The organism is Pontibacter sp. H249 (assembly GCF_037892465.1).
GTDB lineage: Bacteria > Bacteroidota > Bacteroidia > Cytophagales > Hymenobacteraceae > Pontibacter.
Genome location: NZ_JBBKTR010000003.1, coordinates 395,108 through 419,101 on the forward strand (window position 1 = coordinate 395,108; position 23,994 = coordinate 419,101).

Annotated in this window: 21 protein-coding genes; 10 read left to right on the forward strand and 11 right to left on the reverse strand. The window is 42.7% G+C overall.

Features of this window, described 5'->3' with window-relative positions; genetic code table 11:
* The first annotated feature begins 233 nt into the window (after nt 1–233).
* Together WG943_RS06500 and porU2 are read left to right on the forward strand one after the other, a co-directional pair.
* Entirely contained in the window at nt 234–1,331 is a 1,098-nt protein-coding gene (locus tag WG943_RS06500; protein ID WP_340407606.1) for a putative type IX sorting system protein PorV2, read from the forward strand.
* The gene (gene porU2, locus WG943_RS06505; RefSeq protein WP_340407607.1) at nt 1,331–6,334 is read left to right on the forward strand and encodes a putative type IX secretion system sortase PorU2; all 5,004 of its coding nucleotides are present in this window, start codon (nt 1,331–1,333) and stop codon (nt 6,332–6,334) included. Before WG943_RS06500 ends, porU2 begins: the two co-directional genes overlap by 1 nt.
* 59 nt (nt 6,335–6,393) lie before the next feature.
* On the opposite strand, the gene WG943_RS06510 is transcribed toward porU2, so the two are convergent.
* From WG943_RS06510 to WG943_RS06520, 3 genes are all read right to left on the reverse strand, one after another.
* The gene (locus WG943_RS06510) at nt 6,394–6,879 is read right to left on the reverse strand and encodes a dihydrofolate reductase (protein ID WP_340407608.1); all 486 of its coding nucleotides are present in this window, start codon (nt 6,877–6,879) and stop codon (nt 6,394–6,396) included.
* Nucleotides 6,880–6,881: 2 nt separating this feature from the next.
* Nucleotides 6,882–7,814, reverse strand: coding sequence for a methionyl-tRNA formyltransferase (gene fmt, locus WG943_RS06515; RefSeq protein WP_340407610.1), 933 nt, complete (start codon nt 7,812–7,814; stop codon nt 6,882–6,884).
* A gap of 94 nt (nt 7,815–7,908) precedes the next feature.
* Nucleotides 7,909–9,162: an exo-beta-N-acetylmuramidase NamZ family protein gene (locus WG943_RS06520; protein WP_340407611.1), complete on the reverse strand. Its 1,254-nt coding sequence runs from the start codon at nt 9,160–9,162 to the stop codon at nt 7,909–7,911.
* Nucleotides 9,163–9,196: 34 nt separating this feature from the next.
* On the opposite strand from WG943_RS06520, the gene WG943_RS06525 reads away from it, so the two are divergent.
* A complete protein-coding gene (locus tag WG943_RS06525) occupies nt 9,197–10,405 on the forward strand; it encodes an ABC transporter permease (protein WP_340407613.1) in 1,209 nt (402 codons plus the stop codon).
* Between the two features lie 59 nt (nt 10,406–10,464).
* Here WG943_RS06525 and WG943_RS06530 read toward each other — a convergent pair whose 3' ends face one another.
* Genes WG943_RS06530 through WG943_RS06540 form a run of 3 tightly spaced genes read right to left on the reverse strand, consistent with a single transcriptional unit; the run spans nt 10,465 to nt 12,695 of the window.
* The gene (locus WG943_RS06530) at nt 10,465–11,364 is read right to left on the reverse strand and encodes a mechanosensitive ion channel family protein (protein ID WP_340407614.1); all 900 of its coding nucleotides are present in this window, start codon (nt 11,362–11,364) and stop codon (nt 10,465–10,467) included.
* Nucleotides 11,365–11,393: 29 nt separating this feature from the next.
* Nucleotides 11,394–12,092 (reverse strand): peptidoglycan DD-metalloendopeptidase family protein, encoded by a 699-nt coding sequence (locus WG943_RS06535; protein ID WP_340407616.1) that lies wholly within the window; start codon nt 12,090–12,092, stop codon nt 11,394–11,396.
* Between the two features lie 45 nt (nt 12,093–12,137).
* Nucleotides 12,138–12,695 (reverse strand): HNH endonuclease, encoded by a 558-nt coding sequence (locus tag WG943_RS06540; RefSeq protein WP_340407618.1) that lies wholly within the window; start codon nt 12,693–12,695, stop codon nt 12,138–12,140.
* A gap of 270 nt (nt 12,696–12,965) precedes the next feature.
* Here WG943_RS06540 and WG943_RS06545 point away from each other — a divergent pair, with 270 nt between their 5' ends.
* The 3 genes from WG943_RS06545 to WG943_RS06555 all read left to right on the forward strand — a co-directional run bounded on the left by WG943_RS06545 (nt 12,966) and on the right by WG943_RS06555 (nt 17,031).
* Nucleotides 12,966–14,054 carry a ferredoxin--NADP reductase gene (locus WG943_RS06545; RefSeq protein ID WP_340407620.1) on the forward strand — a complete coding sequence of 363 codons (1,089 nt, stop codon included), beginning with the start codon at nt 12,966–12,968 and terminating at the stop codon, nt 14,052–14,054.
* Nucleotides 14,055–14,169: 115 nt separating this feature from the next.
* On the forward strand, nt 14,170–15,900 hold the full coding sequence (locus tag WG943_RS06550; protein ID WP_340407622.1) for a M3 family oligoendopeptidase: 1,731 nt from the start codon (nt 14,170–14,172) through the stop codon (nt 15,898–15,900).
* 324 nt (nt 15,901–16,224) lie between these two features.
* On the forward strand, nt 16,225–17,031 hold the full coding sequence (locus WG943_RS06555) for a copper resistance protein NlpE N-terminal domain-containing protein (protein ID WP_340407623.1): 807 nt from the start codon (nt 16,225–16,227) through the stop codon (nt 17,029–17,031).
* Between the two features lie 72 nt (nt 17,032–17,103).
* On the opposite strand, the gene paaD is transcribed toward WG943_RS06555, so the two are convergent.
* The 5 genes from paaD to WG943_RS06580 form a co-directional block, all read right to left on the reverse strand.
* The gene (gene paaD, locus WG943_RS06560) at nt 17,104–17,589 is read right to left on the reverse strand and encodes a 1,2-phenylacetyl-CoA epoxidase subunit PaaD (protein WP_340407625.1); all 486 of its coding nucleotides are present in this window, start codon (nt 17,587–17,589) and stop codon (nt 17,104–17,106) included.
* 90 nt (nt 17,590–17,679) lie between these two features.
* Nucleotides 17,680–18,435, reverse strand: a complete 756-nt coding sequence (gene paaC / locus WG943_RS06565) for a 1,2-phenylacetyl-CoA epoxidase subunit PaaC (RefSeq protein WP_340407626.1) — start codon at nt 18,433–18,435, stop codon at nt 17,680–17,682.
* Nucleotides 18,435–19,073: a phenylacetic acid degradation b gene (locus WG943_RS06570; protein ID WP_340407627.1), complete on the reverse strand. Its 639-nt coding sequence runs from the start codon at nt 19,071–19,073 to the stop codon at nt 18,435–18,437. The genes paaC and WG943_RS06570 overlap by 1 nt, the downstream gene beginning before the upstream one ends.
* A gap of 97 nt (nt 19,074–19,170) precedes the next feature.
* Nucleotides 19,171–20,157 carry a 1,2-phenylacetyl-CoA epoxidase subunit PaaA gene (gene paaA, locus WG943_RS06575; RefSeq protein ID WP_340407629.1) on the reverse strand — a complete coding sequence of 329 codons (987 nt, stop codon included), beginning with the start codon at nt 20,155–20,157 and terminating at the stop codon, nt 19,171–19,173.
* A 70-nt stretch (nt 20,158–20,227) separates the two neighbouring features.
* Nucleotides 20,228–20,851: a TetR/AcrR family transcriptional regulator gene (locus WG943_RS06580; RefSeq protein ID WP_340407631.1), complete on the reverse strand. Its 624-nt coding sequence runs from the start codon at nt 20,849–20,851 to the stop codon at nt 20,228–20,230.
* Between the two features lie 226 nt (nt 20,852–21,077).
* Here WG943_RS06580 and WG943_RS06585 point away from each other — a divergent pair, with 226 nt between their 5' ends.
* From WG943_RS06585 to WG943_RS06600, 4 genes are all read left to right on the forward strand, one after another.
* Nucleotides 21,078–21,851, forward strand: a complete 774-nt coding sequence (locus WG943_RS06585) for an enoyl-CoA hydratase/isomerase family protein (RefSeq protein ID WP_340407632.1) — start codon at nt 21,078–21,080, stop codon at nt 21,849–21,851.
* A gap of 49 nt (nt 21,852–21,900) precedes the next feature.
* Complete coding sequence (locus WG943_RS06590) at nt 21,901–22,419, forward strand: fatty acid hydroxylase (RefSeq protein ID WP_340407634.1); 519 nt, start codon at nt 21,901–21,903, stop codon at nt 22,417–22,419.
* Nucleotides 22,373–23,248: a MerR family transcriptional regulator gene (locus WG943_RS06595; RefSeq protein WP_340407636.1), complete on the forward strand. Its 876-nt coding sequence runs from the start codon at nt 22,373–22,375 to the stop codon at nt 23,246–23,248. The genes WG943_RS06590 and WG943_RS06595 overlap by 47 nt, the downstream gene beginning before the upstream one ends.
* 219 nt (nt 23,249–23,467) lie before the next feature.
* On the forward strand, nt 23,468–23,983 hold the full coding sequence (locus WG943_RS06600; RefSeq protein ID WP_340407637.1) for an RNA polymerase sigma factor: 516 nt from the start codon (nt 23,468–23,470) through the stop codon (nt 23,981–23,983).
* Nucleotides 23,984–23,994 lie beyond the last annotated feature (11 nt).

The window sequence follows — 23,994 nt, forward strand, 5'->3', positions numbered from 1 at the left end:
AAACAAGGTACTGTTTAAAAATAATTACGACCAATATTATAAATGGTTTTAGATTAAATTAATTATAATTTTTATTCAGTAATTTTGGATAAAAATATTGAGGCCGGAAGTCAACTAAACTGCAGGAACAAGTGTTACAGGAAAATCTTGCTGGATGCTATATAAAGTAAGTGCCAGATTAGTAGCTTGATGTGTCTGAAATAAAGTTTGAGTAGAGTATTTACCGATAATGTATGTATAAGATCACCTTACGCCTTTTTCTGGTGGTGGCTTTTTTTACCTGCTGGTCTGCCGCAACAGCCCAAGTATCCACTCCAAAGTATAGCAATGAGTTTTTAAATATTGGTGTGGGAGCACGTGCATTGGGTATGGGCAACGTGCAGGCTGCCATTGCCAACGATGCTACAGCTGGCTATTGGAACCCGGCAGGCCTGCTTAACCTGCAGTATAAGTATAACATTGCTCTGATGCACTCGGAGCTTTTTGCCGGTATCGCCAAGAACGATTATGGCAGTTTTGCCATGCCCCTGGATGATAAAAGTGCTCTGGGTGTATCCATAATCCGATTGGGAGTTGATGATATCGCCGATACACGCCGCCTGCAAAATGAGTATGGCTATATACAGTACGATAGCATCAGGTTCTTTTCTGTGGCAGATTATGCTATGCTACTATCTTATGCCCGCAAAAGTAATTTGGTAGAAGGTTTGCAGTTAGGCGCTAGTGCCAAATTGATTTACCGCAACGTAGGCGAATTTGCCAATGCTTATGGGTTTGGTATAGATGCAGGTGCTCAACTTACACGAGGCACCTGGCAGTTTGGCGTAATGGCTAAAGATATTACCACCACCTTTACCGCCTGGACGCATAACGTAGAAGCTTTAGAAGAGGCTTACCAGCAAACAGGTAACGATCTGCCTGAAAGCTCCGCCGAACTTACGCTGCCCCGCCTGATACTTGGTGTAGGAAAAAGTTTTGAGATTAATGAAAAGTTTTCAGCCCTTGTCTCGTCTGATATCGATTTTACGTTCGATGGAAAGCGTAATGTATTTGTGAAATCTGATCTGATGTCAATAGACCCACACATCGGCGTGGAGTTGGCTTATGCAAAGGCTGTTTTTGTGAGAGCCGGATTAAACAATTACCAGGAAACGAAGAATTTTGACGGTAGCATGAACAAGCGCATACAGCCAAACTTTGGGGTTGGTTTTAAAACAAATGGCCTTAACCTAGATCTTGCCCTTTCCAGGGTAAACGGTAAAGAAGCTAATGCCATTGCAAGCGGTGGCATTTCTTCAGTTATAATCTCATTTGGCTACGCATTCAACTAATGAACCACTTAAAACCGTTTCAGTTCATGAACTGGCTCACTACGTGTAAGCGAACTTTGATTCTGCTCATTTTCTGCTTGCTCAGTTCTGCATCCACTGTGCAGGCTCAGCAAACCTACGGGAACGAATGGATAAAGTATGATCAAACATATTATAAGATAAATGTTGTTACTACTGGCTTGTACCGCTTAGACTATAACTACCTTAACAGTCTTGGTTTGGCCGAAGCAGATCCCCGTAACATTCAGCTTTACAGACGAGGGAAAGAGGTTCCATTATACGTGGCAGGGCAGGGTGACGGCAAGCTGGACCAGCAGGACTATATAGAGTTTATCGGAGAACGTAATAATGGTGCTCTTGATAGATCATTGTATAAGAACCCGGAGCATCAGGTACACCAGTTACATAGCTTTTATACAGATACCGCTTCCTACTTTCTGACTGTGGCTCCTACTGCTGGTAAGCGTATGCGGGAAATTAACCCAGAAAAGGGAAACAAACTTTCAGAACCATACCATCTTCAGAAGGCTATCAATGTTAGTGTTGATAGGTATAATCTAGGTAAATTCCATGGTTCAAACAGAATGCCATGGATAGATGAGGGTGAAGGGTGGTTTTCGAGCTACTCTATTAACCCCAGAAACTATAGTATAACGGGTATAAGTAATGTTGAAGCAACCGGACCTAAGCCTGTAATTGAATACGCTACAGTTGGAGCGTATCATGAGTACCATAACTTTAGCGTAAACGTAATTTCTGGTACAGCGAGAACACTAAATACTTTCTCATACGATTACTTTAGTAAGGCTAAAGATAAAAAAACACTAGAGTTCAACGATATTAACGCACAGGGTGCTATAACGCTGCAAATTGTGCCTGTAACCACACCTACTAAAGGGAATGCTATCAGTTTCTCATATGGTATATTAACATACCCCCAAAAGCTAGTTTTTTCGGGGGCTTCTAAATTTTTATACACAGATTCAACCCGCATTCAAAATCCATACTTTGAGTTCAGTAACATGCCCTCAACAGTAGTGGCATATGATCTTACAGATGCAGGGAATATTGTGCGTGTAGAAGGGAGAACAACTGGAGCCGGTAAAGGATTTGTTATCGAGACTAGCGATAAATCGCATAAGGTTTTTCTCGCAAATACTTCTAGTGCTCAACTACCGGTAGGAAAGCCTAAAAAAGTTAATTTCAGGCCTATTAATCCTGCCTCTACAAATTATATCATTCTTTCTAACAAAGTATTAGTAAATCAGCTTAATGCTCCTAAGCAATATGCGGCCTATAGAAGCTCTGCAGCAGGTGGAGGTTATGATACGCTTCTGGTTTATATTGATGACATAATAAATCAATATCATTATGGTGAATTTTCTCCTGCTTCTATAAAAAACTTGGTGTCTCATCTCTCTTCTTCTCCAAATACTAAGCAGATGATGATTCTTGGAAAAGGTATTGAGTACAACAGAATCAACCATAGAAATGCCACTCAACGATTGTTAGATATTGTTCCTACTGGAGGAATGCCCTCTTCTGATGTGATGTTCACAGTTGATTATCAGAAAAACAATTTTACACCACTGATGCCTATAGGGCGTGTTTCCGCAACATCTGCTAATGATATTATAAGTTATTTGAATAAGATAAAGGAGCATGAAGCATTGCCAGATGGTGTTGAGTGGAGGAAAAATATACTTCAGCTTGGCGGTGGTAAGTCTATCGGTGAAATTAAACAGATATCTTCTTATCTAAATTCATATGCTGATATAGCTGAAGGCCCTCTTTTAGGTGCTAATGTTGTAGAGAAATACAGAGAGAATGTAAGTGAAGTAACTGAAAATATTAATGTGTCTGATGAGCTTAACAAAGGTTTATCTATGATAACATTTTTTGGGCACAGCTCAACAAGTTCTATTGACCTTGACATCGGCTACGCATCTACTGCTATTAACAACTATAAGAATAAGGGTAAATACCCCATAATGTTAATGAACGGGTGTAACGTTGGTGATGCGTACATCCCAAATACTGTATCCTTCGGCGAAGATTGGTTAAATACTCCGGATAAAGGTGCAATTGCACTCATTGCACATTTGGGTGCAGGATATATGAACTTTTTGGACCTATATTCTTCATACTTTTATTCTGTTGCTTTCAAAGAAGAGAAGTTTTATGGCTCAACTATAGGTCAGGTACAGCAGGAGGTTATTAAACGAGTAGCCTTGAGCACAAGCAACGATATAGCAACAGCCATGATTCTTGAAATGGCATTGCAGGGAGATCCTGCCCTGAAAGTATATAATCCTGCTAAACCAGATTACTTGTTTAAAGATAACAGCTTTAGCGTATCAAGCACGAACGGCGAAACTGTTACTGCGGCAGCCGATGAGTTTACCATCACTGTTAATGTAAACAACCTTGGCAAGGCCATTACTGATTCTGTTACTGTTTCTGTTAAAAGAACGCTTACAGATAATACAGTAATAACATATGATCCAGTAAAAATTGCTCCTATCATCAAAGACAGAAAGGCTCAGTTAACTTTAAATAATAAAGGAATGGCAGCCTTAGGTCTTAATTCTTTCGAAGTTAAGCTAGATGCAACTGATGAGATTGAAGAACTGAATGAAGGAAACAATATAGCTACTTTCAGGCATTTCTTTCCTGTAAGTGGTTTGGTGGCTTTAAGCCCTGCAAATTATAGTATTGTAAATACAGCCAACGTGAAAGTGGCTGTACAAGCTACCCAGCTTAATGCAAATGACAAGGGCTTCTATTTTGAACTGGATACAACCCAAACATTCAAGAGTTCTCTTAAGCAAACGTACACTACAGGCTACGCACTGATGCCAAGTTGGGATGTTGCACTACCTAAAGGTGCCTCTGATACTGATAGTACAGTTTACTACTGGCGTGCTCGGTTCGATACGTATGCTACAGGAGAAGATACAGTATGGGCAAAAGGCTCTTTCCGTTACATACCAAACTCTGGAAACGGTTGGTCACAAAGCCATTATGGACAGTTTACTACTGCTACTACTGAAAAAATTTCAAACGAGGGATCTCAAAGTATAAATTGGAATTTTCAGCGCACTAAAGCTGAGATAGCGGTTAAAACCATAGGTGGAGATTTCAGATATACCGAACCACCTTATGGAATCTTTGTAGATGGTGACATGCTACTTGAGTGGACTTGTGGTAATCCTACTGTTAGTGCTACTCCACGCATTTTTGCAATTGTGATTGATGCCAAAACGCTGCAAAAAGTTGAAGGCATGGGTAGTTTTTATTGTGCCAGTGTCCCTTACATTTATGAATTTGGGGATATGAATGTTGCGGCGAACAGGGAGAAGATCGTAACATTTATGAACTCTGTACCTGCCGGACATTATGTTGTAGCGATGAGTGTGAATAAAGTGCCGTTTGAGAGCTTTACAGCACAACAGAAAGCAGCATTTGGCAGCATCGGATCAAATCTCATAAACAACCTTAAAAATGGGTACCCATTTGGGATTATAGGGCAAAAAGGCGCTGCACCTGGTACTGCCAATGAGCAAACTGGTGTTGCCGACGACAGTACGCCAATTACATCACAAATTGTAATGATGGATGAAATTCTGTACTCTCGCCTAACTGAAGGATCAATAACCTCTACCCTGGTTGGTCCTGCCTTAAAGTGGAACAGCCTGCACCACAATATCGAAAAGAATGGCGCTGGTAACGACTCGCACAAAATGAGTGTAATAGGCGTGAAAGCAGATGGAGAGGAAGAACTGTTAATAGATAATATCAATGAGAAGAACTTTGATCTGACTGGTGTTGATGCTACAAAGTATCCATCGCTGAGGCTGAAAGCATATGTGTCAGATACAGAAGATAGATCTGCCCCTCAGCTAAAACAGTGGATTGTACTACATGATGCGGCACCGGAAGGAGTAATCCGACCCGATTTAGTTAATGTGAATGAGGCAATCTTGACTGACCAGGCATTAAAAGGTAGCATAACAGTACCAATGGCCTTCCAAAATCTGACCCAAACTGCTTTCCAGGACTCTGTTACGGTAGAAGTCACACTTACTGGCGATAAATCAGACCCTGTGGTTACAAGGTTTAAGATCAAGCCAATAGGAGCAAATGAGGTAGTTAACTTTATTTATTCTGTTTCTACCCTGCAGTTAGAGGGCGAGTATAAACTGAGTATTTTTGTGAACCCAAGAGTGTTGCCTGAGCAGCAGTACTTTAACAACGTGTTTGAGGTTAACTTTAAGGCTAAGATGAGGCTACACCCTATACTTGATGTAGCTTTTGATGGTATTCATATTATGGATGGGGAGTTAGTGGCACCGAGTCCTCTTATAAGTATAACTGTAAAAGACGAAAACCAGCTAGTACACTTGCAGGACCCGTCTGGTATGTCTGTGGTTATGATAGACCCGGATGCAATTGAGCAAGAAATTGACTTGATGGCAAATAAGAGTGAAGTACGTTATTTCCCTGCTGATGATAAGAATGATTTTAGACTTGAGTATAAGCCTGAAAAGCTAAAGAACGGAAAGTATGTTATGGAGGTTCGTGCGAGCGATGTAGCAGGACGGGCCTCTGGTGTATCACCTTATCGCATCACGTTTGAAGTAGAAAACGACTCTAAAGTCACTAACTTTTACCCGTTCCCGAACCCGTTCTCTTCCAAAACCAATTTTATCTTTACCCTAACCGGAAGCCAGGTGCCAGAGCACCTGAAAATACAGATCATGACTGTAACGGGTAAGGTAGTAAAAGAGATTACAAAGGAAGAAATTGGGCCAATAAGAATAGGTAATAACAAAACAGAGTATGCCTGGGATGGTACTGATACGTATGGCGATAAGCTTGCCAACGGGGTTTATCTTTACCGAGTAGTAATGAGCCAGGTAGAAACTGGCATGAAGCACATGTACAAAAACGGGGATAAATCGTTTAAGAACGGCTACGGCAAAATTTACATACTGAGGTAAGTAATATCAACAACAAAAAGAAGGGGCCGCTAGTACTAGCGGCCCCTTCTTTTTATACTTTACTTTCTTCTCAGCGTCTTAAAAGTATAGTTATACTTGTTCTTTTCGTCTGGCTCATGTTTTTCCTCTGCTATTACCTCCCAATCATCGGCATTTAAATCTGGGAAAAAAGTATCGCCATCAAAGCTATGGTGAATTTTGGTAAGCTCAATGCAATCTGTTAAGGGTAAAGCCTGTTTATAAATTTCCGCACCGCCTATTATGCAAACTTGCTCATCCAGCTCTTTTGCCTTCTGGATAGCCTCCTGTACAGAAGGCGCTACAATACATCCTTCGGCTTCATAATCCTCTTGGCGGGTAATAATAATAGAAGTACGGCCAGGCAGTGGTTTCCCAATAGATTCGAAGGTTTTACGACCCATTAGGATCGGATGCCCCATCGTCAGCTGCTTAAAGTGCTTTAGGTCAGCGGGGAGGTGCCAGATGAGTTGGTTGTCTTTGCCGATAACGTTGTTCTCTGCGGTGGCTACTATTATACTTACCATACTTACTTAACATTAAAAGTATAACCTCTTAATAAATCCTGAACTGACATACGTTTTTTACCCTCCATTTGCAGGTCAAGTATAGATATGGCGCCGGCTGCAGTTTGCACGTGCAGGTACGTTTTGTTGTCGGTATGGATGGTACCTGGCTCCGAAGTATAAGCGGCGTTCTCCAATGCTTCTACTTTAAATATTTTAAAAGTTTTGTCTTGAAAGCGAGTCCAGGCGCTAGGATAGGGGCTTAGGCCACGAATGAAGTTGCGCACCTGCTGTGCCGGTTGGTTCCAGTTGATCTCACAGGTCTCTTTAAAAATTTTAGGAGCGTGCTTGGTTTCAGAAGTAGTTATTTGTGGCTGTGTTATTACTTCCCCTACTTCGATAGCCTGAACCGTACGCAGCGCTAGCTCAGCACCTGTATACTTTAGTTTCTCATACATGCTTCCAAAGTCATCTTCCTCCAGCACCGGCACCCGCTCCTGAAAGATAAGATCACCGGTATCAATTTCATGCTTTAGGAAGAATGAAGTTACGCCTGTCTCTTTTTCGCCGTTAATGATAGCCCAGTTGATAGGCGCCGCACCACGGTATTGCGGTAACAGAGAGCCATGTATATTGAAGGAGCCTAGTTCAGGCATGCTCCATACTACCTCCGGCAGCATCCTGAAAGCCACAATTATTTGCAGGTTTGCCTGATAGCTTCGCAGCTCCTCCAGAAATGTTTCCGATTTTAAGTTAGTAGGCTGCAGTACCGGAATATTCTGCGACACAGCATACTCCTTTACCGGCGACTGGTTTATCTTCTGCCCACGGCCGGCTGGTTTATCGGGGGCAGTTACAACAGCTACTACTTTGTACTTATGCTCGACAAGTGTTTGTAAGGTAGGCACGGCAAAATCAGGCGTACCCATAAATATGATGCGTAAATCTTCTTTCATATGTGTTAAAAAGTATAAAGCAACTCAGGGTTTAATGCCTGAGTTGCTCTTTAGTTATACTTTGAAAATTTATTTTAGTCAATTAGAAATTGGGTTACTCAAAGTCTGGGTACATCAGGTACTGCTTGCGCATTTTTTTATAGTTGCTTAGCTCTGGTTCCCAGGTTGCTCTGATTTCGGCTTCTGTTTTACCGGCAATTACCTGCTCTCTTAGCTTAGAGGTGCCTGCCAGTTTCTCAAAGAAATTGTTAAAGAACTTGTCTTTATTCGTTGAGTTCTGGTACATATCCAGCAAGTATGATAGATCAACTTTATCGGCAACCTTTACATTAGTTAAGTCTTTACCATAGCAAACCACATCTTTATGAGGAGGATTAGTGGCGCCTGGTGTGCTTACCGGTTTAAAGCTAAACTCTTTTTTAGTATAGTATGGGCTACCAATAACCTGAAACGGCGTTGGCGTACCACGGCCTACACTTACATCGGTACCCTCAAAAAAGCAGATAGAAGTATAAAGTTTAATAGCCTGATCGTTTGGCAAGTTAGGTGATGGTTTGATAGGCAGCGAGTAAGGCATTTTATGCGTGTAATTGGCCACAGGAATAACTGTTACCTTTGCCTGGCGCTGTCCTTCCAGCCACTTTTCACCGTTAATCATGTTGGCTAGTTCGCCAACAGTTAAGCCGTGCACAATCGGAATGGGGTGCATGCCTACAAAAGAAGTATGCTCTTTTTCCAGAACCGGGCCATCTACGTAGTGGCCATTTGGGTTCGGTCTGTCAAGTATAAGTACTTCTTTACCGTTTTCGGCGGCGGCCTCCATTGCATAATGCATAGTGCTGATGTAAGTATAATAACGTGTGCCTACATCTTGTATATCGAACAATAGCACGTCCAGATCCTTTATTTGCTCTGCTTTTGGTTTTTTGTTAGCGCCATAAAGTGAAATGATTGGCAGACCCGTTTTAGTATCTTTTGCATCTTTTACGTATGCACCTGCGTCGGCTTCGCCTCTAAAGCCATGCTCTGGGGCAAAAATGGTTGTTACTTTTACGCCGTGTGCAAGCAAAGTATCAACTAAGTGCGTGTTGCCGATGGTAGACGTTTGGTTTACAATCATGCCCACACGCTTACCTGCCAGCTTTTGCAAGTATAAATCCAGTTGCTCTGCACCAGTTTGCATTTGCTTTGCTACAGGTGTGTTTGCAACTTCTGTTTGGGCCTGCGGTGTTTCCTGCTGCGTGGCAGTAGCCTGCTTTGGCGAACAGGCATTTAAGGCTAAAAGCGCCGAAGCGTAAATGAATAGCATAGGGTGTGTCATAGTCATACAGGATAAATCAAAATTCATACCTATCTTTAAGGCAGATTAGAAACAAGCGCGAGTGAACATCTCCAAGTATATATCCGATAAAATATCCGAAGTGCAGACTGGCACGTTTACGTCGTCGGTTACAAAAATAGCAATTATAAGCATAGCAGCAGGTATTGCTATCATGATTGTGTCTTTTGCCATACTAGAAGGCTTCCGAAACGAAATCCGTGAAAAGATTTTTAGCTTTGGTTCGCACCTGCAGGTATCTAAGTATGACACGAACAACTCCTACGAAGGTGCTCCTATCAGCAAAAATATAGGCCTGACAGATTCTATACCTGGGGTAAAGCGCATACAGCCGTTTGCTCGTAAAACAGCCATTATCAAAACTGAAAATGAAGTGCTGGGTGTGGTACTAAAAGGGGTTGGCCAAGACTATGACCTGAGTGCCATGCAGCAGAACCTGAAAGAGGGAGAACTAATTTCCTATAGCGATTCTGCTTCGTCTATGGATGTGCTGCTGAGCCAGACAATTGCTTCTAAGCTTCAACTGGGGGTAGGCGATGAGGCAATTTTCTACTTTATCCAGAATCCGCCACGTGCACGCAAGCTAAAAGTTAAAGGCATATTTAACACTGGTCTGGAAGAGTTTGATGAGGTTTTTGTATTAGGTGATATCGGCCTAATACGTGAATTGAATAACTGGCCTGATACCTTGGCTGGCGGTATAGAGATAGTGCTGACGGACTTTAACCAGATTGACCAGGTGGCAGAGGAGGTGTTTGACCAGATGAATTACGACCTGCAGTTGGAAAAAATCACAGATCGCCATGCACAGCTGTTCGATTGGCTGAAGTTGCTGCAAAAGAACGTAGTAATTTTCCTGGTGCTCATCATCTTTGTAGCTACTTTTAACATGGTATCTACAGTATTTATCATGATTATTGAGCGCATAAACATGATTGGTGTGCTAAAAGCCGTTGGTGCCACTGACGCTCAAATCCGGAAGATCTTTATCTTTAGAGGGTTAAATCTTACTATCAAGGGGTTGTTATGGGGTAACCTGATTGGTCTTGGCTTCTGTGCGCTGCAATATTATTTCGAATTCATTCCGCTAGACCCTGAAAACTATTACATGGACCGCGTACCGATTAGTTGGGACTTTACAACGATATTGGCCTTGAATGTGATTACATTACTGCTCACGATGCTAGCCATACTTATACCTGCCGCTATGGTGGCTCGTATTAAACCGGTAAAAGCAATTAAGTTTGATTAAAGTATAAATAGCCAACAACAGAAAAGCCCCGGCAACTGCCGGGGCTTTTCTGTTGTTGGCTATTTCGTTACTGGCTTGACATCTGAGCTGCTCAGCATTTCTCGCTTAGGTACTGGAAGTGCTATGTTGTTGGCTTCGAAAGCTGCTTTTGCTTTCTCGGTTAAATCCCAGAACAGAGGCCAGTATTCGGTACGGTTACACCAAATGCGTGTACTGATGGTAATAGCATGCTCTGCAAAATTTGTGACCACAATGGCTGGTTCCGGCTCCGGAAGAATTCTGGTCTCTTCGTTAATTAGACTCTGCAGTATCTGACGTACTTTACCGATATCATTGTTTACAGAAACAGTAAAGAGCAACTCAATACGGCGGGTTTCTTCTACAGAAAAATTAACAACCACTGCCGATGCCAACGGGCCATTGGGCATATAAATGGTTTTGTTATCTGCAGTTTTAAGAACTGTGTTAAAAATATTGATCAGGTGTACGGTTCCGCTTTGTCCCTGCGCCTCAATAAAGTCGCCTACCCGGAATGGTTTGATTGTAAGTATAAGCACCCCACCGGCAAAGTTTGAGAGACTACCCTGTAATGCTAAACCGATTGCCAGACCAGCAGAACCTAATACGGCAATAAAAGAGGTCATCTCTAGCCCGATTTGGGAGATCACCACTACGATCAGCAGCACCCATAGCGCCACACCCATAATGCTGCTCAAAAATGGTCTCAGCGACGGGTCCACGTTACGGCGCACCATCAGGTTACTGATAAAGCGGTTTAAGCTTTTAACAATCCATGATCCGATGGCAAATATAAAAATTGCTACGATCAGCTTCATTCCGTACAGTACCACAAAATCACTAATTAGGCTTCTGTACTTTTCAATATCAAACATTCTTAAAGTATAAAATAAGGGTAAAACAATAAGGCGCTGCCTGCTGAGCAGCGCCTTAAAAGGCATTTTAGTTAAAAATTACAGTTTTTGCAAAACTATGCCAAGTGGCGGCACTGCAGAATTAAATTTGGATTAGGGCATTGTACCTCATACTTAGCTTTTTCTGTTGTAGTTCCAACACCAGGATAGTCGCCATATTTTCCTTCCATGCTGCACATCACCTGAAAGTGCAGATGCGGCGGCCAGTTGCCGTTCTCAGGGTAGGGGCCAACTTCTGCAATTTTCTCACCTTTAGCAAAGCGTCTTCCTACCTCCAGGCCATCAAGTGAAGTTCGGCTCATGTGGCCGTACAAAGTATAAAATTTAACTCCTTCCAGTTCGTGCTCCAGAATAATAGTGGGGCCATAGTCTCCGAAGTTATTGTTATCCTGAAAACTGTGCACAGTAGCATCTAATGGGGTAAACACAGCGGTGCCAGCATCCAGCCACACATCTACACCTAGGTGCAGGTTGCGGCTTTCGGCGGCTACGTCAAAGTGGCTGCTTCTGCGGTAAATAAACCTGTCCTCCAAATACCCGCCCACGCCTATACTTGCTTGCTTCTCATGCAACATTTGTTGTACGGCTGTATTAAAAGCATTCGTATCAAGTAGATCTGTTTCCTGCAGGGGGGCGTTACCTGATGTAAAGTCTAATGTGCAAACTGCATCTGAATTTAGGTCTGCATCCAGCACAGGCGCAAAGGCATGGCTATTGCGGCTTAGTATTTCACTAAGGTTATTTGTGTTATCCATAAGCTAATGAAGACGCGATAACCGCAGATGCAGTTTGCACAGAGGTTATACCATCTCCTCTTCTACATACTTAGAAAGTGTTTTTAGACTCTTTGTTTTACCGAATAGTTCTTCTGATTTTTTGCTGTAGGCAAGTGCTGCCTCTTGCAGGGTTTCGAAAGTGCCTAGGTTAATGCGTTGTTTGTTGTAGTGGATAATGGCACGATACTTTTGCGCTTCTTTATGCACACCACGCACACCTAGTTTGTTCTCTGTTTTGGCAGTGTTTCTTACAATCTTGCAGAGTGGGGCCCACTCCAGGTTTTCACGGCGGCAGTCAAGCTTATTGCCATTAATAAAGTGCACATACAGCTTTATGTCGCTTTCCGGCTTCTCCAGTAACTGTTCCCCGATCATTTTGTGCAGGTAAATAGTCTCGTTGCGGTACTTGCCGTCTTTTAATGGCCAGTTCTTCTGGAAGAACGCATAGCCATTAGAGTGAATTCGTAAATGTTTCAGGAACTCGATCTGCTGCAGATACGCGTTATTCTGAATGTACTCGTAGGTGTGGTCATCCACTACTACGGTTTTTTCACAGTTTTTGAGTGTCAGTTTGTAGAGCATTATTGTTTTCAATAGTTTTTTGCAATGGGCGGCGCGGCTTGGCCTTAGAGTAAGCCAGGTCTCGTTCTGGTGCTTGAAAGCACAGTACAAAGGTGCATTTTTTTTTTATATCAATTGCAACTAATATTTAATTAATTACATTAAATATAAAAAAAATTTAGTGAACGTTCTAAATTTAACTGACACCATCTAAGAACATGATAGAATATCGTAACTTTCAGTTCTAAATCATGTTTATAAGCAAATTTGCAAGAGATAAAGCATAACAAAATGAGTAGTTCATACTTAAATCTGAAGGTAGTAGAGATCACCCACGAAACCTCAGATGCCGTTACCATACACTTCGAACATCCTGAGAAGCAAACTATACCTTACCAGCCCGGTCAGTTTCTGACGCTTATCCTGAACATTGATGGAAAAGAGGTACGCCGGTCATACTCTTTAAGTAGCACCCCACATGAGGCACCGCGCCTAGCGGTTACAGTTAAGCGTGTATCAGGTGGTTTGATGTCTAATTACCTGCTCGATACTGTAAAGGTAGGCGACGAGATAAAAGTGATGCAGCCTATCGGTAATTTCTGCCTGACGTGTGCACCAGACAATCAGCGCCATGTTATACTTTTTGGTGCGGGTAGTGGTATAACACCTTTAATGTCTATACTTAAAGCTGTATTGCGCGAGGAGCCAAACAGCCAAGTGGCGCTACTGTACGGAAACACAAACGAAGAATCGGTTATTTTTAGAGAGCAACTGCAACAACTGGAGTCCGAGTATGCAGATAGGCTTAAGATAGCTTATATTTTTAGCCAGCCGAAGCAAGCCTGCGAAAACCGCGGCCGCATGAACCAGAGCCTGATCATAAAGATTTTGGAGCGCCTGCAGTTAGCAAAGATTAGCAATGCTGTATACTTTATGTGCGGACCCGAAGGCATGATGGAAGAGGTGCGCCATGCACTGGATGTATTACATGTACCGGCTCAAAATATTTTTAGAGAGAGTTTTGTAAGTAATAGACTGTTAGAGCAGCAACAGCAGTTGGCGCAACATGGAGATGTTCTCTCTAGTGATGACGACGGAGAGATAACTTCCCAGACTGTTACCATTATTTATGAAGGAGCAGAATACCAGGTAGAGGTGCAGCCTGACCAAACTATATTAGAGGCAGCCCTTGAGCAAGATGTTGACTTACCATACTCCTGCCAGGCTGGCCTTTGCACCGCATGCCGCGGCAAATGTTTAAGCGGAAAGGTACACCTGGATGAGCGTGAAGGCCTTTCGGATGCAGAAATGGAAGAAGGATATGTGCTGAACTGTGTGGGGCATCCGTTAACAAGTAATGTCGTAATCGAGATCGGTTAAAAAAAATTAACGTATATACATTAAATAAGGCCACATCTTCGCGTTGTGGCTTTATTATTTTTTGCACTATCGTAAGAAGTTCCTATATTACCTTTTTATTATATATTTTATAACTATGACCGTAGCCTCCAAAGCCTTAACCATTCCAAAACGAAAACAACGTACCTATCTTTCAGAGGATTTTGAAGTTCAGAAATGGGAGACCATTCAGCCATACTTTGAAGAATTAAAGTCTAGGCAGATAAATAGTGTAGAGGAGTTGGAAAAGTGGATGTACGATCGCAGTGAGCTGGAAAGTGTGCTGTCTGAGGAGATGGGGTGGCGCTATATTCGTATGACCTGCGACACGCAGAATGAAGAAACTACAAAAGCTTTTCAGTACTTTGTGTCAGAGATAGAGCCCAAGATTGCACCTTTGGATCATGAGCTTAACCTAAAGCTGATGCACTCCCCTTATGAGCCTGCCCTGGAGCGTGAAAAGTATAAAATATATTTGAGAGGTGTGGAACGTGCGCTTGAGATTTTCAGAGAAGAAAACATACCTCTTCAGACTGACATCAGTACAAAGCAGCAGCAATTTGCCACAATTTCTGGAGCTATGACTGTAACGCTTGACGGGGAGGAGATTACGTTACAGCGTGCTGCCGATCGTTTAAAGAGAACAGACAGAACTGTGCGTGAAGAAACATGGCGTGCTGTGCAGGAGCGCCGTTACCAAGACCGTGAGAAATTGGACAGTCTTTTTGACGAACTGCTGAACCTGCGCCACCAAGTGGCTGTGAATGCGGATTTCGAGAACTTCCGCGATTACATGTTCGCAGCCATGGGCCGCTTTGACTACACGCCTCAGGATTGCTTTGATTTTCATACTTCTATCAAAGAAACCATTGTGCCCCTGCTTACTCAGATAGATGAAGAGCGCAAACAACAGTTGGGAGTAGAAGAGCTTCGGCCTTGGGACTTAGATGTAGACCCGACAGGCAAAAAGCCGCTGGAACCATTCAAAACTGGCGATGAACTGCTGGAAAAAACGGTGCAGGTGTTCTACAAATTGGATACTTACCTAGGCGACTGCTTAGCTATTATGCGTGAAATGCGCCACCTGGATCTTGAATCCAGGAAAGGTAAAGCCCCAGGTGGTTATAACTATCCTCTAGATGAGATCGGGGTACCGTTCATTTTCATGAATGCAACATCCAGCTTACGCGACGTTATTACAATGCTGCACGAAGGCGGCCATGCAGTACACTCATTCTTAACCCGTGAGTTACCATTAAATGCTGCCAAACACCCACCTTCCGAAGTAGCAGAGCTTGCTTCTATGTCGATGGAGTTAATATCGATGGATTACTGGGATACTTTTTTTGAGGATGAGGACGAACTGAAGCGTGCCAAACGTACGCACCTGGAAAGTGTGCTGGAAACTTTCCCATGGGTGGCTACAGTAGATAAATTTCAGCATTGGATTTACGAGCACCCAAACCAGACACAGGAAGAACGCCAGCAGGAGTGGGTAAACATATTTGAGACTTACAATCACCAATTAGTTAGCTGGAACGGGATAGAAAAGTATAAACCGTTTATGTGGCAAAAGCAACTTCACATCTACGAGGTACCATTCTATTATGTGGAATATGCTATGGCCCAATTAGGTGCTATTGCGGTCTGGAAAAATTATAAAGAGAATCCAGCTGAAGGGCTTGCCGCCTATAAAAGCGCATTAAGCTTGGGCTATACTGTTTCTATTGGCGAGGTTTACGAAGCTGCTGGAATCAAATTTGATTTCAGTACGGAGTATATTAAAACATTAGTCGATTTTGTGAAAGAGGAGATGGCAAAGATATAATCTGGCTGACTAATTTTTCCTAAGGCTCCCTTGTTACATAATGTGTGGCAAGGGAGCTTTTTTGTTTAGAATGTAGAGTAGTGCTACTGGCGTAACTAAATGTGTTGTTTAGAGCAGGAGTTGAAAGTAAGGTGCTACAACTCTTAATCAAGCTTTAGTTTAAAAATAAGATTTTATAAGATGAACAGCAAGAGTGCTAAAAATCAGTGAACTATGATTTCAGAATGATCAGGAAAGCCAGATAAGGTACTATTTGTGTGGCTTTTATTTGTGTCATCAACAAGGTGAAATAACAGCGGTTCTGTTTAAGTCGTACTACATACTATGAAAACAAATAATATAGTGTTTTGGGCTTGGGTAGTGCTATGGTTCAGCTTTACCTCGTGCTCTAGAAACTCACTGATGGATATTGAAGACTGGCAAGATACAGAGGCTGTACTAGTAGATACAAACGTGGCACCCAATGATGTGGTAGGATCATGGCAAGGGTTTATACCTTGCCCCGGCTGCATTGGCTATACTTATGACCTGGTTTTGATGGATGATTATAAATTTGAAGAAAGAGTTATTTACGAAGATAGAAAAGGGGAGCCCGTAACCCGCATTGGTACTTGGAAAGTAACAGAGGGCATCGTAGAGCTAAGCGGTAATGAGGCTGAACAAAAACGCTTCTCTTTGGATGCTGCAGGAGAACTACGTATGCTAGACCTATCTGGTAAGCCAGTTAATCAAGACCTGAAGGCGCAGTACAGTTTAAAGCGTAACACAGCCCTCAGAGAAGAAAATACGCAATTTTGGGAAGGCAAAAGTAGCGTAGGCGTTGATTTTGTTGCTACAGGGCACAACCCTAGTTGGGTGCTGGAAATTGACAAAGAAGGTGAGGTGCTTTTTAAAACACGTCCTGAAGAGGCAGTAATGTTGAAGGCCAAAACTCCTGTACCCATTAACAAAGGGGAAGCAATCAGCTACCGTACTACAACAAATTCTGGTGAGCTGTCGGTAGAGCTAATGGAACAACCTTGCACCGATGCGATGTCTGGCGAAGAAAGGCCTTATACAGTGCGAGTAACTGCGAATGGTAAGGTTTATAATGGCTGCGGGTTGTACTTAGGTGATAGCCAAAACAAGTAAATCACAACAAAAGTATAAATAACAAGGCCGCCTGCTAAAATATAGCAGGCGGCCTTGTTATTTATACTTGTATTAAAGCGGTTTAAATTGCTCAAACATCTGTTTGCAGTTGTTACAGTAGTGCATAGAGCGGCATAATGTCGGCCCAAATGGAGTTTTTAGATCGGTGTTATCGCTGTCGCAGTAGGGGCACTTTACATGCTCCAGAATATCCAGATCAAGTATAAGATCATACTTTGGAGGTGGAGCTAAACCAAATTCTTTTAAATGCTGGCGGCCCTTTTCACTAAGTTTGTTGCTGTCCCATGGTTTATCAAAGGTCATATTAACCTTATACTTGCTGATTCCGTGCTTCTCCAGCGTACGCTCTACATCTTTTTTCATGTAGTCCATGGCAGGGCAACCGGCAAAGGTAGGTGTCATATTCACAGTTACGTGGTCATCTTCCGATATCTCCACACCCGTGATCACTCCCAAGTCCACCAGTGACAAAACCGGTATTTCAGGGTCTTTTACCTCCTCCAGCAGGGTTAATATGTTTTCCTTGGTCAGTTTCATTGTTTTAATTCGGACAAAAGACTATTTGACAAAGGACAAAAGAGATGAATTAATTATAAATTGAGTCATTTGTCTTTTGTCAAAGAAGAACTACCACTCAGCGGTAGGATCTATCTTAAATACTTCGGCCATCTCGTCCAGCAGCGGTTGCAAGTGCTCTGTGTGCTCACCGTAGCGTCCGCCGAATTTAGGTGTTATACTTTCCAGGTCGGGCAATTTCAGGTCTGTTTTCTCAATTACAGCCTGTATGCGCTTCAGCCATTCAGCTTTCACTGCTTCTTCACCGGCATAAACACCAGCTTCGATCAACTCCTGCTCATACTTTGATTTCTCGAACATGCCCAAAGCATAAGGCAGCGCATCGGCTAAAGCAGACTGTAAACGAAGTATAGCTTCCTCAGTAGACGTTCCCAGGTTTTTAATCCAGGTATTGGCGTGCAACACGTGGTATTTAACCTCACCCTTTAGCTTAGTAGCTACTTTAGCAATCGGTTCGTAGCTTGACTGTGAAAGCATCTCAAAACGGATTATCTCAGAGTTATCGTACAAAAAGTGGCGAATCAGGCTGAAATCATACTCGCCGTTTGGCAGCTCCACTAATTGGCTGTTATGAAACTGATTAGCATTGCGGGTGAAGGCAACTGTGTCTGGTTCAGCCTCGCCAAGCTCATGCAGCAAAGTATAAAATGCCAGGCTGTGGCCAATTTTATCCTGCGCCATTGATGAGAAAGCAATATCCTCTTCTAATATCGGGCCGAAGCCAGTCCATTCGGAGTTGCGGTGGCCAAGTATAAGCTGGTCATCAGCCAGTTTGTATAACAGGTCTTTTATCGCTTGCTCGTTCATTATTGGGCAGTTGTAGGTTTGTTCGCTTCTTTATACTTCGTGATCTTGTCCATTACTTTGTAGGCAATGGCTTCACGATATTTCTTCTCCGGAATAGTGGTCCACATGTCCTTGTCCTCATCCGCAGACTGCAGCACATCTTTCGATTTTACCACCCACACATTTACAATAGGGCCTTTCTCTCCAAATTGCTGCTTCGCCTCTTTTAGCGCCTCTAAGTAGGAGGTAGCTAGTACACGGCCGGCATGGTTATGGGCTTTGCCACGCTTCTTCAGATGGAAGATCTCGTATGGCTCAGGTTGCTCACTACGTTTTGTCGGCTCTTCCACACGCATCATGTCATATACATTTTCCTGATCGCCTGCATAAGGCGTTACCTGTATATTTTCGGTGCGTGCTATCCATAAGCCAACGCAAGGGAAACGACGGCTATACTGCTCTTTAGCGAACAGGAAAGCCACATCCTCGTTTGGTGCATGTACAGGGCCAACATACGTATGGGCTGCGCCTTCTTTTTTCTGGTGGAAGGCCTCATATGTTTCAAACTGATCCAGCTCTGGCTTTTCCTCCATCGGTGGTACTTCGCCATCCGGCAGGTTCAGTCGGGTTACTCTCGGGTCAAGTGACTTTAAGCTCATTCTTCGATAATTATGAATGATGAATTATTAATTACGAATTGCAAGACTATACTTTAATAATCATTCAGAATCCATAATTCTTAATTTATAATTGCTGCTATGCTAACGGCTTCACGTATTTTGCTTTTGGGTTAAGCAGAGCTCTGCGAACCCAGGCACCGCGCTCTTCAGCAGTACGGCGTACAGCAAGGCGCTCAGCGTTACAAGGTCCATCGCCGTTAATTACGCGCTTAAATTCATTCCAATCCGGCTCTGTAAATTCCCATTGGCCGGTTTCCTGGTTTTTCTTCAGCTTCGAATCCGGCACGGTCAGGCCAAGCTCCCAAATCTTTGGCACGTACATATCCAGGAACTGCTGACGGCACTCATCATTGGAAGCCATCTTCACTTTCCAGCGCATTAGCGTTTCGGTGTGCGTACTCATTTTATCAGACGGTCCGAAGAAGGTCATAATAGGTGGCCACCAACGGTTAAGCGCAGCCTGAATCATTTCGCGCTGCTTTGGAGATCCAGTTGCCATGTGTACCACGGCGTCGTGGCCATACTTCAGGTGGAAAGCCTCCTCAGCGCAGATACGCTCCAAAGCTCTTGAGTAAGGGCCATAAGAACCTTTGGCGTTTGCCATCTGGTTTACAATAGCACCCGCATCAATCAGCCAGGAAATAATGTTAGAGTCTGCCCAGGTAAAGGCAGGATAGTTAAATACGTTTGAGTATTTTGACTTGCCATTGATCAGGTCAGTAAGCATTTGCTCACGTGATTTACCCAGTGTCTCAGCGGCAGAATATAGGAGTTGTGCGTGTCCTACCTCGTCCTGCACCTTAGCCATCTGCGCCATTTTACGGCGGAAGCCAGGGGCACGGGTAATCCAAGTACCTTCCGGTAATGCACCAATAATTTCTGAGTGCGCGTGCTGCTCAATCATTCGGATCAGCTGCTTGCGGTATAGCTCCGGCATCCAGTCAGTTGGCTCAATTTTTTCGCCGCGTGCGATGCGTGCTTCAAATTCGGCCAGCTTTGCAGGGTCTTCAGTCTGCAGGTCGTCGAATTTTGTGGCTTCAAAAACGTTTCCTCCTCCGTACATAATATCTATAGTTTAAAGGTTCAAGTAAAAAAGGTGCCGGACCGCGTTACCAGTCCGGCGGTTAGTTAGTTTAGTTAGTGGTATTAAGGTGAGTCGGGGTAATCAAAAAATCTCTTTGTGTATTATTTAATCCGGTCAAAAGCATGGCCGATAGGTTATCAGCAATTTCTTCTGGCTGCATTTTACCTTCTGGCTTGTACCAGGTGTGAATCCAGTTAAGACCAGAGAATATCATCAGGGTTGCAAACTTCTCGTCAGGTACAGAAAATTCACCGCTGCTAATTCCATCACGAATAATAGACCTAAAACGGCCTTCATACTTATCACGCAGCGAAAGGTATTCTGCTAAGTGCGGCTCGCTTAGATGGCGCCACTCATGTAGAAAAACAGCCGATGCGGCCGTGTTTTTCGTTAGCACTTGCACGTGAGCCGTGATGGCACGCTGCAGGCGCTCTGTGGCAGTTCCGTTTATACTTTCGGCAGCATCCAGAGCATCAAAAAACTCTTGCGCCATTCTAAAGCAAACCCGCTGTAAAATTTCTTCTTTAGACTTAATATGCGAGTATATACTGGCAGCCTCAATACCTAATGCATTGGCCAAGTCACGCATCGATGTTGCCGAAAACCCTTTCATTTTAAAGAGGGCTGTAGCTGTTTTCTCAATTTGTTCTTTTCTGCTCAATACTGCTTCCATGTATAATTAACAAATATAAGCAACCTAACGTTCGTTAGCAAGTATTTTTATTCAATAACGTTTCATTTGTACAAAGGTTGGTGATGTACGTAAGGGTTAATAAGTGTTATATAGGTAGAGTGGTGCTAAACTCATTCTTATACTATTTATACTTTATTATATTTGAATGAATTGTTAATCTAATTATATGATGACTGAATTGACGAACGATACTATTGCACATACTATGGAGTTTGTACATTATGAGATAAAGGAACGTGTGGGCTATATCACCCTGGCGCGCGCTGAGAAAAGGAACGCCCTTAACTATGAGGTAGTAACGGAATTGAAAAAGGCTTTTGCCATTGCCGAGGAGGATGAAAACTGTAAAGTGGTTGTGCTGCGTGCAGAGGGGAAAGTATTTTGTGCCGGTGCTGACCTAGAGTATATTCAAAAGCTGCAGGAAAACGATTACCACGAAAACCTGGCAGACTCTACCCACTTAATGGAGCTCTTCAGGCTGATTTATACTTTAAAGAAAGTGGTGATTGCCCAGATACATGGCCATGCCATTGCAGGCGGTTGCGGCCTGGCGGCTATTTGCGACTTCGGCTTTACAGTTCCTGAGGCTAAATTTGGGTATACCGAAGTGAAAATCGGTTTTATACCTGCCATTGTTAAAGTGTTCTTGCTTCGCAAAATAGGAGAGTCCAGGGCTAAGCAGCTGCTGCTTACAGGTGATCTAATTTCTGCATCTGAGGCTGAAAAGTATGGATTGGTAAACTATGTGGTGCCTCACGAAGAGCTGGAAGAGCGCGTATTCGCCTTTGCTCAAAAGTTATGTACTGAAAACTCTAAGCAATCAATGGAGGTAACAAAAGAGATGATTGCGCGGGTGCAGGAAATGAGCCTGGAGGGAGGTTTGCAATATGCCGCCGAAATGAATGCCATTGCAAGAGGAAGCGAAGACTGCCAGCGTGGTATTGCTTCTTTTTTAAACAAAGAGCCGATTAAATGGTAAACTTTGTTTAATTTTTAAAACTAAATGTTAAACTTGTTGTTTGCTTAATATGATTGCTGGAATAGGAATCATGCTGCTCACCTTTATCGCGATGGAGGGAGTAGCCTGGTTAATGCATAAGTATGTATTGCACGGATTTATGTGGTTCCTGCATAAGTCACATCATACAAGCCATAAGCATAAATTCGAGCTCAATGACCTGTTTTTTGCCTATTACGGCACATTGGCTATGCTGTTCTTTGTATTCGGAACAGACCCCATTGATTACAGGTTCTGGATAGGTGCTGGTATTACTATGTATGGTGTGGCCTACTTTCTAATACACGATGTGTTTATTCACAGGCGCATAAGGTGGTTTGGTAAATCGTCTAACATTTACTTAAAAGCCTTAAACATGGCGCATAAGGTGCATCATCGTGTAAACGGAAAACATGGATCAGAATCCTTTGGGATGCTATGGGTAGCCCCACAATATTTTAAGAAGGCGAAAGAGATTGTTCATAAACAACAAGAGGAGAAACGTGGCCCAGTACACCATCAAAGAACTAGAGCACCTTTCGGGCATTAAAGCGCATACCATTCGTATTTGGGAGCAGCGCTATAATATACTTTGCCCGAAGCGTACCGAGACTAACATCCGGTACTACGACGATGCTGACCTGAAATCAATACTTAATATTTCGCTGCTGAATGAGCGGGGATATAAAATCTCTAAAATAGCTCAGATGCCACCGGAGCAGATTATGCAAAAGGTGCAACAGCTTTGCGAGGAATCCTGTCGCGGGTCTCACCATATCAGCACTTTGGTTAAAGCCATGATCGATATGGATGAGGAGGCCTTTGATAAAGCCCTATCAACGGCTGCTTTACAGCTAGGGCTGCGCGAAACCATGAATGAAGTAATCTACCCGTTTTTGACCAAGATCGGTATTTTATGGCAAACAGGTAATATTACTCCGGCCCATGAGCATTTTGTAAGTAACCTCATTCGCCAAAAATTAATTGTAGCTATTGATGGGCAGGTTGTACGACCTATTGAAAATGCCCCTGTTTACGTGTTGTATCTACCAGAGGGCGAGTTGCATGAACTGGTGTTGCTTTACGTAAATTACCTGCTGCGATCTACCAATAACAAAGTTGTTTATCTGGGTCAGAATCTTCCGTTTAAAGACTTAGAACTTACTTGTAGGCAATTCAATGCGAAATATATCTTTACTGTTCTTACTTCTGCCCCTGAGCGCGACAACGTGCAAGACTACCTAGATCAATTATCAGCCACTTTTCCTGAATGTACTGTATATGTGTACGGGCATCAGGTGCAGAGTGTAGATCTTGTTATTCCTGATAATTTAGTAAAGATAGGTTCACCTAAAGAGCTATTTACTATTTTTAATTAGATGTACTTATACTGATATGATACAAAGCCCTGTAACAATTGATTTCTGTTACAGGGTTTTTCTTTGCTGTTTACAGCAGAAAAATGTACGTACACAGGCTTTACAGTGTTGTTTGTCTATTTTGTTTAATGTATTATTAAAAAAAATTAAACAATAATGATTTTTTAAATTCTTATCACGTATATTTGTTTATGGTTTTATGATTAAAAGGTAAACAAAATGACTGCTATAGAATTCAATAATTTAATACAGGCTGTAGCGAAGTCCCTTAACCCGGCTGCTATGAACCTGACCAGAAATTCTGATGATGCTAAAGACTTGGTTCAGGAGACAATGTTAAAAGCATTATCAAATAAGGATAAGTTTAAGGCAGGCACAAACCTGAAGGCATGGTTGTATACGATTATGCGTAATACTTTTATTAACAACTATAACAAGATAACAAAGCGGAGCAGCAACATCGACAGCGCTGATTACCTGAAGTATCTTAATACTGACGAAAATTATGTAACGCAAAACAAAGGCACATCAACTTTCGTCATGCATGATATTAACAAGGCAATAGGTAAACTAAGCGAGGAGCACCGCACCCCGTTTATGATGTACTATGTGGGGTATAAGTACCTCGAGATTGCTGAGAAACTCAAAATTCCTATCGGAACTGTTAAAAACAGAATACACATAGCACGCAAAGAGCTAAAAGAGATACTAAAAGTATACAAGCAAGATGCTTAAACAATAATCTG

Excerpts from the sequence above, each read along its gene's own strand:
- WG943_RS06500 (WP_340407606.1), top strand. The coding sequence starts at position 234 with ATGTATAAGATCACCTTACGCCTTTTTCTGGTGGTGGCTTTTTTTACC.
- porU2 (WP_340407607.1), top strand. The coding sequence starts at position 1,331 with ATGAACCACTTAAAACCGTTTCAGTTCATGAACTGGCTCACTACGTGT.
- WG943_RS06510 (WP_340407608.1), bottom strand. The coding sequence starts at position 6,879 with ATGGTAAGTATAATAGTAGCCACCGCAGAGAACAACGTTATCGGCAAA.
- fmt (WP_340407610.1), bottom strand. The coding sequence starts at position 7,814 with ATGAAAGAAGATTTACGCATCATATTTATGGGTACGCCTGATTTTGCC.
- WG943_RS06520 (WP_340407611.1), bottom strand. The coding sequence starts at position 9,162 with ATGAATTTTGATTTATCCTGTATGACTATGACACACCCTATGCTATTC.
- WG943_RS06530 (WP_340407614.1), bottom strand. The coding sequence starts at position 11,364 with ATGCCTTTTAAGGCGCTGCTCAGCAGGCAGCGCCTTATTGTTTTACCC.
- WG943_RS06535 (WP_340407616.1), bottom strand. The coding sequence starts at position 12,092 with ATGGATAACACAAATAACCTTAGTGAAATACTAAGCCGCAATAGCCAT.
- WG943_RS06540 (WP_340407618.1), bottom strand. The coding sequence starts at position 12,695 with ATGCTCTACAAACTGACACTCAAAAACTGTGAAAAAACCGTAGTAGTG.
- WG943_RS06545 (WP_340407620.1), top strand. The coding sequence starts at position 12,966 with ATGAGTAGTTCATACTTAAATCTGAAGGTAGTAGAGATCACCCACGAA.
- WG943_RS06550 (WP_340407622.1), top strand. The coding sequence starts at position 14,170 with ATGACCGTAGCCTCCAAAGCCTTAACCATTCCAAAACGAAAACAACGT.
- WG943_RS06555 (WP_340407623.1), top strand. The coding sequence starts at position 16,225 with ATGAAAACAAATAATATAGTGTTTTGGGCTTGGGTAGTGCTATGGTTC.
- paaD (WP_340407625.1), bottom strand. The coding sequence starts at position 17,589 with ATGAAACTGACCAAGGAAAACATATTAACCCTGCTGGAGGAGGTAAAA.
- paaC (WP_340407626.1), bottom strand. The coding sequence starts at position 18,435 with ATGAACGAGCAAGCGATAAAAGACCTGTTATACAAACTGGCTGATGAC.
- WG943_RS06570 (WP_340407627.1), bottom strand. The coding sequence starts at position 19,073 with ATGAGCTTAAAGTCACTTGACCCGAGAGTAACCCGACTGAACCTGCCG.
- paaA (WP_340407629.1), bottom strand. The coding sequence starts at position 20,157 with ATGTACGGAGGAGGAAACGTTTTTGAAGCCACAAAATTCGACGACCTG.
- WG943_RS06580 (WP_340407631.1), bottom strand. The coding sequence starts at position 20,851 with ATGGAAGCAGTATTGAGCAGAAAAGAACAAATTGAGAAAACAGCTACA.
- WG943_RS06585 (WP_340407632.1), top strand. The coding sequence starts at position 21,078 with ATGGAGTTTGTACATTATGAGATAAAGGAACGTGTGGGCTATATCACC.
- WG943_RS06590 (WP_340407634.1), top strand. The coding sequence starts at position 21,901 with ATGATTGCTGGAATAGGAATCATGCTGCTCACCTTTATCGCGATGGAG.
- WG943_RS06600 (WP_340407637.1), top strand. The coding sequence starts at position 23,468 with ATGACTGCTATAGAATTCAATAATTTAATACAGGCTGTAGCGAAGTCC.